General features: G+C 68.4%; 10 protein-coding genes and 1 pseudogene. 10 read left to right on the top strand and 1 reads right to left on the bottom strand.

All coding sequences use genetic code 11. The annotated features are described in order from the left end of the window. A partial coding sequence (locus ACFDTC_RS16050; protein ID WP_375259893.1) for an NYN domain-containing protein occupies nucleotides 1–356 on the bottom strand: 356 nt, incomplete at its 3' end. 186 nt (nucleotides 357–542) lie between these two features. On the opposite strand from ACFDTC_RS16050, the gene folK reads away from it, so the two are divergent. The 10 genes and pseudogenes from folK to ACFDTC_RS16000 all read left to right on the top strand — a co-directional run. Next, nucleotides 543–1,085, top strand: a complete 543-nt coding sequence (gene folK / locus ACFDTC_RS16045; protein ID WP_375259892.1) for a 2-amino-4-hydroxy-6-hydroxymethyldihydropteridine diphosphokinase — start codon at nucleotides 543–545, stop codon at nucleotides 1,083–1,085. Between the two features lie 75 nt (nucleotides 1,086–1,160). After that, nucleotides 1,161–1,514, top strand: coding sequence for a DNA-directed RNA polymerase subunit omega (gene rpoZ / locus ACFDTC_RS16040; RefSeq protein WP_375259891.1), 354 nt, complete (start codon nucleotides 1,161–1,163; stop codon nucleotides 1,512–1,514). A 29-nt stretch (nucleotides 1,515–1,543) separates the two neighbouring features. After that, nucleotides 1,544–3,682: a RelA/SpoT family protein gene (locus ACFDTC_RS16035; RefSeq protein ID WP_375259890.1), complete on the top strand. Its 2,139-nt coding sequence runs from the start codon at nucleotides 1,544–1,546 to the stop codon at nucleotides 3,680–3,682. Between the two features lie 29 nt (nucleotides 3,683–3,711). Further along, the gene (locus tag ACFDTC_RS16030) at nucleotides 3,712–4,356 is read left to right on the top strand and encodes a DUF2062 domain-containing protein (protein ID WP_375259889.1); all 645 of its coding nucleotides are present in this window, start codon (nucleotides 3,712–3,714) and stop codon (nucleotides 4,354–4,356) included. A gap of 66 nt (nucleotides 4,357–4,422) precedes the next feature. Then, nucleotides 4,423–5,175, top strand: a complete 753-nt coding sequence (locus ACFDTC_RS16025; protein ID WP_375259888.1) for a pyridoxine 5'-phosphate synthase — start codon at nucleotides 4,423–4,425, stop codon at nucleotides 5,173–5,175. A gap of 82 nt (nucleotides 5,176–5,257) precedes the next feature. Further along, nucleotides 5,258–6,652 carry an alpha/beta hydrolase gene (locus ACFDTC_RS16020; protein WP_375259887.1) on the top strand — a complete coding sequence of 465 codons (1,395 nt, stop codon included), beginning with the start codon at nucleotides 5,258–5,260 and terminating at the stop codon, nucleotides 6,650–6,652. Between the two features lie 14 nt (nucleotides 6,653–6,666). Continuing rightward, nucleotides 6,667–7,077 carry a holo-ACP synthase gene (gene acpS / locus ACFDTC_RS16015; protein ID WP_375259886.1) on the top strand — a complete coding sequence of 137 codons (411 nt, stop codon included), beginning with the start codon at nucleotides 6,667–6,669 and terminating at the stop codon, nucleotides 7,075–7,077. Nucleotides 7,078–7,169: 92 nt separating this feature from the next. After that, complete coding sequence (lepB, locus tag ACFDTC_RS16010; protein WP_375259885.1) at nucleotides 7,170–8,003, top strand: signal peptidase I; 834 nt, start codon at nucleotides 7,170–7,172, stop codon at nucleotides 8,001–8,003. Continuing rightward, a complete protein-coding gene (gene rnc / locus ACFDTC_RS16005; RefSeq protein WP_375259884.1) occupies nucleotides 8,000–8,683 on the top strand; it encodes a ribonuclease III in 684 nt (227 codons plus the stop codon). The genes lepB and rnc overlap by 4 nt, the downstream gene beginning before the upstream one ends. Before the next feature lie 9 nt (nucleotides 8,684–8,692). After that, nucleotides 8,693–9,027 (top strand): annotated as a pseudogene (locus ACFDTC_RS16000) (EamA/RhaT family transporter); the annotation flags it as partial.

Here is a 9,027-nt window from a genome sequence, read left to right as displayed (position 1 = left end):
CCCGAGAACAGCACGATGTGATCGAGGCGCGGCGCAAGCTCCATCGCGTCGACGGCCAGCTCGATGTCCATGTTGCCCTTGACCTTGCGGCGGCCCTGGCTGTCGACGAACTCCTTGGCCGGCTTGGTGACCATCGAGAAGCCGTTGTAGTGCAGCCAGTCCACCAGCGGACGGATCGGCGAGTATTCCTCGTTCTCGAGCAGCGCGGTGTAATAGAAGGCGCGCACCAGCTTGCCGCGCCGCGCGAATTCCTGCCGCAGCAGCTTGTAGTCGATATCGAACGCCAGCGCCCGCGCGGCTGCGTAGAGATTCGACCCGTCTATGAACAGCGCAAGCCGTTCGTCCTTGTAAAACATGGCATGTTCCTCTGGGCACCGGGCCTCTCACCGAGAGGGAGAAGACGATGCCCCGTCTTGAAACCAGGAGAAAACCGCTTATCGCTACGCCATCACTTTTGACCACGTAGTCGATAAGACTAAGTCGGCGACGTCCGGGTAGGTAACGATCTGATGAATGAGCCACAAGGGCAAGCCGAGTCATTCGTGGCACTGGGTTCCAATCTGGGCGGCGCGGGGATGGGCCGGCGGGCCACTCTGGCGGCCGCGATCGAGGCGATGCGGCAGGCGGGTCTGGTGCCCTCGCGGGTCAGCCGGTTCTTCGTGACACCCTGTTTTCCGGCCGGCGCAGGGCCCGATTACGTCAATGCCTGCATCGTCTTGCGCGACGCGCCGCCGCCGCGCCGGCTGCTGGACATCCTGCACGGGATCGAGGCCGAGTTCGGCCGCCACCGGACGCAGCGCTGGGGTGCCCGCAGCCTCGACCTCGATCTGCTGGCGCAGGACTGCGAAATCCTGCCGGACCGCGCCGGGTTCGACGCGTGGCAGGGCCTGCCGCCCGACCGCCAGGCGTCCGAGACGCCCGAGACACTGATTCTGCCGCATCCGCGCCTGGCCGAACGCGGCTTCGTGCTGGTGCCGCTGGCCGATGTCGCACCGGACTGGCGCCACCCGGTCCTGGGGCGCACGGTGCGGCAGATGCTGGCCGATCTGCCCGCGGAACAGCGCGCCGAGCCCGTTCCGACCTGAGGGATCGCTCTTGTCATCCAAACGTGCCCACGTTACATGCATGCCTTCTGCAGATGACATCGAGGGAGGCCGCCCATGGCCCGCGTGACGGTCGAAGATTGCGTCGACAAGGTCCCCAACCGTTTCGAGCTTGTGATGCTTGCCGCCCACCGGGCGCGCGAGATTGCCAGCGGTGCGGCGGTGACGGTCGATCGCGACAACGACAAGAACCCCGTCGTCGCGCTGCGCGAGATCGCCGACGAGACCCAGTCCGCCGAGGATCTGCGCGAGCGTCTGATCGAATCGAACCAGACCCAGATCGAGGTCGACGAGCCCGAGGACGACGCCATGGCGATCCTCATGGGTGCCGAGCAGGACAAGCCCCAGGACGACGACATGTCCGAGGAGAAGCTTCTGCGCGCGCTCATGGAGGCGCAGGGCCAGGGCTGAACGCGTCCGCGGACCGGAGTGTGACGGACATGATCGCGGCTGACGATCTCGTTGCGCTGGTCCGCAACTACAACCCCAAGACGAACGCCGGGTTGATCCGCGCGGCCTACGACTACGGCCGCGCGATGCACGAGGGTCAGTTCCGCAAGTCGGGCGAGCCCTACTTCACGCATCCCGTATCCGTCGCGGCCCTGCTGACCGAGCAGCGGCTGGACGACGCGACGATCGTCACCGCGTTGCTGCACGACGCGATCGAGGACACGCGCTCGACCTACACCGAGATCGAGCAGCGATTCGGCCACGAGGTGGCCGAGCTGGTCGACGGTGTGACCAAGCTGACCAACCTGCAGCTTTCCAGCTCCGAGACGCGGCAGGCCGAGAACTTCCGCAAGCTCTTCATGGCCATGTCGCGCGACCTGCGCGTGATCCTGGTCAAGCTCGCCGACCGCCTGCACAACATGCGCACCATCCGGGCCATGCGCCCGGAAAAGCAGGTGCAGAAGGCGCGCGAGACGATGGAGATCTACGCGCCGCTCGCGGGCCGGATGGGCATGCAATGGATGCGCGAAGAGCTCGAGGACCTGTCGTTCCGCGTGCTCAACCCCGAAGGTCGCAGCAGCATCATCCGCCGCTTCGTGACGCTGCAGAAGGAAACCGGGGACATCATCCACCGGATCACCGGCGACATGCGGCTGGAACTAGAAAAGGCCGGCGTGCAGGCCGAGGTCTTCGGCCGCGCGAAGAAGCCTTATTCGATCTGGCGCAAGATGCAGGAGAAGAAGATCGGCTTCTCGCGCCTGTCGGACATCTACGGCTTTCGCGTGATCACCCGCTCCGAGGCCGATTGCTACACCGCGCTCGGCGCGATCCACCAGCGTTGGCGCGCGGTGCCGGGCCGGTTCAAGGATTACATCAGCCAGCCGAAATCGAACGGCTATCGCTCGATTCACACCACGGTGTCGGGCCGCGACGGCAAGCGGGTCGAGGTGCAGATCCGCACCGCCCAGATGCACGACGTGGCCGAAACGGGCGTGGCCGCGCACTGGTCCTACCGCGACGGCGTGCGGTCCGAGAACCCCTTCGCCGTCGATCCGGCCAAGTGGATCGCCTCGCTGACCGAGCAGTTCGACGCGGAAGAGGACCACGACGCCTTCCTCGAGGCGGTAAAGCTGGAAATGTATTCCGACCAGGTGTTCTGCTTCACGCCCAAGGGCGACGTGGTGAAGCTGCCCAAGGGGGCGACGCCGTTGGACTACGCCTACCAGATCCACACGCGAATCGGTTCGGCCTGCGTCGGCGCCAAGGTCGACGGCATCCGCGTGCCGCTGTGGACGCGGCTGAAGAACGGACAGTCGGTCGAGATCATCACAGCGCAGGGCCAGACGCCCCAGACCACGTGGCTGGAGATCGCGACCACCGGCAAGGCGCGCTCGGCCATCCGGCGGGCGCTGCGCGAGGCGAACAAGGAACGCTTCGCGCGTCTTGGGCTGGAACTGGTGCGCGCGGCGTTCGAGAACGTGAGCAAAAAGGCCACGGACAAGGCGCTCGACAAGGCGGCGAAGACGCTGCGCTTCGAATCGTCCGAGGACATGCTGGCCGGGCTGGGCCGGGCCGAGCTGACCACGCGCGAGGTGATCGATTCGGTCTATCCGAACCTGACGCCTGCCCGCGCGCCCGAGGTCGACGGCGGCCGCGCCATCGTCGGGCTGGCCAACGGCCAGGCGTTCGAGCGCGCGCGCTGCTGCCAGCCGCTTCCGGGCGAGCGCATCGTCGGCATCACCCATCGCGGCCGCGGCGTGGCCGTGCACACCATCGATTGCGCCGCCATGGCCGAGTACGAGGACGAGCCCCTGCGCTGGATGGACCTGCACTGGGCCGAGGGCATCCATCCGCCGATCCACACCGTCACGCTTGAATTGACCATAACCAATGACGCCGGCGTGCTTGGCCGGATTTGTTCATTGATCGGAGACGGCCACGCCAATATCTCGGACCTGAACTTTGTCGACCGCAAGCCGGACTTCTACCGCCTGCTGATCGACGTGGACCTGCGCGATGCCGAGCATCTGCACATGATCCTGTCGACGCTGGAGGCTGAAAGCAACGTCGCTTCGGTCGAACGCCGCCGCGACCCGGGCCTGGCCCAGACCCGCGCCGCGGCCGAGTAAACGGCAACACGCACCGGGAAGGGGCGGTTTTGGTCTTCAAGCGACGCGACAGACGGCCCGTCTGGAAGGCCGTGCTTCAGGCGCTTTGGCCGCGCGGCGGCTGGGCGCGGGCCGCCCGCTACGTGACGCACAGGCTCAACCGGCTGCCCGACCCGCCGCATCGCATCGCCCGCGGCATCTTCGCCGGCGTCTTCACGACCTTCACGCCGTTCTACGGTCTGCATTTCTTCATCGCCGCGGGGCTGGCCGTCGTCATGCGGGGCAACGTCGTGGCGGCGCTGCTGGCGACGTTCTTCGGCAACCCGCTGACCTACGTGCCGATCGGCGTGATCGCGATGAAGACCGGCTACTGGATCCTCGGCCTGACCGACACTGGCGAGCATGGCGGCATCGGCCAGAAGTTCGTCGGCGCCGGCCGCGACCTGTGGCGCAACTTCGAGGCGCTGTTCACCAGCGCGCGCGCCGACTGGACCGACCTCGCGATCTTCTACGACGAGGTGTTCTTTCCCTACCTCGTGGGCGGCATCATCCCCGGATTGATCGCCGGCTTCGTGATGTTCCACGTCTCGCTGCCGATCATCACCGCCTACCAGAACCGCCGTCGCAAGGGCGTGCTGAAGGCCAAGCTGGGCGCGCTGAAGCGCAAGAAGGTCGAGAAGGGCGGCGCCGAATAGGCGCGCCCCATTGCGCCCGCCGCCCGTCGCGTTAGCTTGACGCGAGACCGCGAGGGGAGCAGTACGATGACCGACTATGCAGGCCGCCTGCGGCTGGGGGTGAACATCGACCACGTCGCCACGGTGCGCAACGCGCGCGGCGGCGCCTATCCCGACCCTGTCCGCGCCGCCAAGATCGCCGAAGAGGCCGGCGCCGACGGCATCACCGCGCATCTTCGCGAGGACCGGCGCCACATCACCGATCCCGACATCGACGCGCTGGTCGAGACGCTGAGCGTGCCGCTCAACTTCGAGATGGCCGCCACCGACGAAATGCAGGCCATCGCGCTGCGTCACAAGCCGCATGCCGTCTGCATCGTGCCCGAACGCCGCGAGGAGCGGACCACCGAAGGCGGGCTCGAGGTCGCGAAGGACGAGAACCGGCTGGCGCATTTCATCGCGCCGCTGCGCGAGGCCGGCTGCCGCGTGTCGATCTTCATCGCCGCCGACCGCGCGCAGATCGACGCCGCGCATCGCATCGGCGCGCAGGTGATCGAGCTGCACACCGGCGCCTATTGCGACCTGCACGCCGAGGGGCGGCTGGACGAGCGCGACGCCGAATGCGCCCGCCTCGCCGAGATGGCGACCTACGCGCACTCGCTGGGCCTCGAGGTGCACGCGGGCCATGGGCTGACCTACGACACGGTCGGCGCCGTCGCCGCCTTCCCCGAGGTGATGGAGTTGAACATCGGCCACTTCCTGATCGGCGAGGCGATCTTTCGCGGGCTGCAGCCCGCCATCGCCGAGATGCGTCGCCTGATGGACGCGGCCCGTGCCTGAGCGCGCGGGCTGACCCGTGCGGGCGCTGCGCGCCTGGGTCGTGCCGGTATGTGCGCTTTTGTTGGCGGCCTGGGCGATCACCGTGCTCGAGAGGGCACGCGTCGGGGTCGAAATCACGCGGTACAACGTCGGCGAAACGCCCGTCACGCGGATGAGCGACGGCAGCGGCGGCCCGGCGGTGGTCGTGGCGCACGGCTTCGCCGGTTCGCGGCAGATGATGCAGGGCTACGGGCTGGTGCTGGCGCGGGCGGGCTACGATGTGCACGCCTTCGACTTTCTCGGCCACGGCCGCAATCCCGTGCCCATGTCGGGCGACGTCGGCGCGTTGTCCGGCACGACGCAGCGGTTGGTGGACCAGACGCTCACGGTGGTCGACGCGGTCGACCGCGCAGGTGCACCGGTGGCGCTGCTGGGGCATTCGATGGCGACCGATGTGCTGGTCCGCGTGGCCGACGCGCGCGAGGTCGGGCCGGTCGTCCTGCTGTCCGCCTTCTCCGACGCGATCAAGCCGCGGCATCCGACCGACCTGCTGATCATCACCGGAGCGTGGGAGCCGGGCCTCACCGATTTCGCCATGCGCGCCGCGCGCATGGTCGATCCCGCCGCGCAATCCGGTGAGACGGTCCGCGAGGACGACGTGCGCCGGCAGGCCCTGCTGGCGCCTTGGGTCGAGCACGTGGCGATCCTGCATTCACGCGCGGGTCGGCAGGCCGCGCTGGATTGGCTGAACGGGTTCTACGGCCGCGCCGGGCAAGCCGGGACGCCCCTGACAGGCTGGGCGCTGCTGGCCCTTCTGGCGGCGGTCACGGCCCTGTTCGGGCCCTTGGCGCGCCTGCTACCGAAGCGTACGCCGCCCTATGCGCCGTGGCGTGCGCCCGCGTTCCTTGCCGTGGCGCTGCTCCCCGCGATCGCGGTGCCGCTGCTTGCCGCACCGATCGAGACGCGCGTGCTGCCGGTCTTGGTGGCGGACTACCTCGCTCTGCATCTGGCGCTGTACGGCGTGCTGCAGATCGCGCTGCTGGCGTGGATGCGCGGGCGCGCGGGCCTGTCGTGGCCGCGCCCGGCGATGGCGGCCCTTCTGATTGCCTGGGGGCTGGGCGTGTTCGGTGTGGCGCTCGACCGCTACGGGGCGAATTTCTGGCCCGTCGGCCCGCGCGTTCCGATCATCGCCGCGCTGTGTCTGGGCGCCGTGCCGTTCATGCTGGCCGATGCCTGGCTGGCCTGGGGCACGCCGCTGTGGCAGCGGGTCGTCGCGCGACTGGCCTTCCTCGCCTCGCTGATCGCTGCGGTCGTGCTCGACACCGAACGGCTGTTCTTCCTGGTGATGATCGCGCCGGTCACCGTCCTGTTCTGGCTGACCTTCGGCACGATGGGCCGCGCGGCTGCGCGCCGGGCGGGGCCGGTGACCGCTGGCCTTGCGCTTGGGCTGATCCTGGCCTGGGCGCTGGGCGTCAGCTTTCCCCTGTTCCGCGCCTGAGGTATGTCCTGACCATGATCCTGGGCATCGGCACCGACCTCGCAAACATCGACCGTATCGCCGGCACGCTCGATCGCTTCGGCGACCGGTTCCGCAACCGCGTCTTCACCGAGACCGAGCAGCGCAAGGCCGAACGCCGCCGCGACGTGGCGGGCACCTATGCCAAGCGCTGGGCCGCGAAGGAGGCGTGTTCCAAGGCGCTGGGCACCGGGCTGCGCATGGGCATCGCCTGGAAGGACATGGCCGTGTCGAACTTGCGCACCGGTCAGCCCGTCATGCAGGTCACCGGCTGGGCCAAGGAACGGCTGGACGCCATGACCCCGCCGGGACACGAGGCGATCATCCACGTCACCCTGACCGACGATCATCCCTGGGCGCAGGCCTTCGTGGTGATCGAGGCGCGCCCGATCGCCATGCAGGGCTGACGCCGCGCACCCCTGCGGGCACCGGGGCGCGTGCTTGACATGCTCATGCCCCACGCCCATGAAGCGGCAGTCAGGCACCGGGAGCAGCATACATGGCGAAAGAGAAAAGCGGCGGCGGGATCCTCGAAACCGTCAAGACCGTCGTCTACGCTCTGCTCATCGCCGGCGTCTTTCGCACCCTGTTCTTCCAGCCCTTCTGGATTCCCTCCGGGTCGATGAAGGACACGCTGCTGATCGGCGACTTCCTGTTCGTGAACAAGATGGCCTACGGCTATTCCTACGCGTCGTGCCCGTCGATCATCGTGCCGGCGCTGGGTCTGGACATCGATGCGCGTGACATCTGCGGCATCTTCGACGGCGACAACGAGCGTCTGTTCGGCAACGAGCCCGAGCGGGGCGACGTCGTGGTCTTCCGCCACCCCGGCACCGGCCGCGACTTCATCAAGCGGCTGATCGGCCTGCCGGGTGAGCGCATCCAGATGAAGGACGGTGTCCTTTTCATCAACGACGAGCCCGTCTCGGTCGAGCCCGACGGCACCTTCACCGAGGTCGCGGCACCCCAAGGCCCGCAGCAGCTGCGCCCGCGCTGCGCCAACGCGCCCGTCGGCCCCGGCGGCACCTGCGAGAAAGAGAAGTTCGTCGAGACGCTGCCCGGTGGGCACAGCCACTCGATCCTGAACATCGCCTCGCAGGGATCGGACAACACGCCGGTCTACACGGTCCCCGAAGGCCACTACTTCTTCATGGGCGACAACCGCGACAACTCGGCCGACAGCCGCGTGCCGTCGGTGGTGGGCGGCGTCGGCTTCGTCCCCTACGAGAACCTGATCGGCCGGGCGAACCGGGTCGTGTTCTCCTCCGCCGGCAGTTCCATGCTGTTCTTCTGGACGTGGCGCGGCGACCGGTTCTTCGAAAAGATCGAATGAAGGTGTCGAACGAGCTGAGGGCGCTCGAGCGCCGGCTGGGGCATAATTTCGCCACCCCCGACCTGCTGCTGCGCGCCGTCACCCATGCCTCGCGCTCGGGGCCGGGGCGCGAGGACAACCAGCGGCTGGAATTTCTCGGTGACCGGGTGCTGGGCCTGGTGATGGCCGAGGCGCTGCTGGAAGCCGACCGCGACGCCACCGAGGGCCAGCTCGCGCCGCGCTACAACGCGCTGGTGCGCAAGGAGACCTGCGCCGAGGTGGCGCAGGATCTCGACATCGGCTCGGCGCTGAAGCTGGGGCGGTCCGAGCAGCTGTCCGGCGGGCGTCGCAAGATCGCGCTGCTGGGCGACGCGATGGAGGCGGTGATCGCCGCCGTCTACCTCGATGCGGACTACGCCGCGGCGCGCGCTTTCATCCTGCGTCACTGGGGCCGTCGCATCGACCGGGTCGAGGCGGATTCCAAGGACGCCAAGACCGCGCTGCAGGAATGGGCGCAGGCGCGCGGCATGCCGACGCCGGACTACGTCGAGACCGGCCGCGACGGTCCAGACCACGCGCCGCGCTTCACCATCGAGGTGCGCCTGGCGTCGGGCGAGACCGAGACCGCCAGCGCGGGATCCAAGCGGCAGGCCGAGCATGCCGCCGCCAAGGCGTTGCTGGCGCGGCTTTCCGATGCGTGACGCGCAGCGATGACCGGCTCGGTGCGCGGCGCGGTGTTCATGTGCCTCGCCATGCTGGGCTTCGGCATTGAGGACGCGCTGTTCAAGGCGGCGACGCGTCATGCCTCGCCGGGCATGGCGACGCTGGTCTTCGGGCTGGTGGCACTCGTGCTGTCGATCCTGTGGGCGCGCAGCCACGGCATCCCGGCCTGGAGCGTCGAGTACCTGCGCCGCCGCCTGCTGATCCGCACCGCCTTCGAACTGGTGGGCCGGCTGTTCTTCGCGCTCAGCCTCGCCTTCGTGCCGCTTGCGACGACCACGGCGATCCTGCAGGCCGCGCCGCTGATGGTGACGCTGGGCGCGGC

This window comes from Citreimonas sp. (assembly GCF_042096055.1).
GTDB lineage: Bacteria > Pseudomonadota > Alphaproteobacteria > Rhodobacterales > Rhodobacteraceae > Citreimonas.
Note: the sequence above shows the minus strand (reverse complement) of the source record. Positions and strands in the feature narration are given on the sequence as shown.

Bases quoted from the DNA above. Each gene is read 5' to 3' on its own strand.
- rpoZ (WP_375259891.1), top strand. From the start codon at position 1,161: ATGGCCCGCGTGACGGTCGAAGATTGCGTCGACAAGGTCCCCAACCGT.
- acpS (WP_375259886.1), top strand. From the start codon at position 6,667: ATGATCCTGGGCATCGGCACCGACCTCGCAAACATCGACCGTATCGCC.
- rnc (WP_375259884.1), top strand. From the start codon at position 8,000: ATGAAGGTGTCGAACGAGCTGAGGGCGCTCGAGCGCCGGCTGGGGCAT.
- ACFDTC_RS16035 (WP_375259890.1), top strand. From the start codon at position 1,544: ATGATCGCGGCTGACGATCTCGTTGCGCTGGTCCGCAACTACAACCCC.
- lepB (WP_375259885.1), top strand. From the start codon at position 7,170: ATGGCGAAAGAGAAAAGCGGCGGCGGGATCCTCGAAACCGTCAAGACC.
- ACFDTC_RS16025 (WP_375259888.1), top strand. From the start codon at position 4,423: ATGACCGACTATGCAGGCCGCCTGCGGCTGGGGGTGAACATCGACCAC.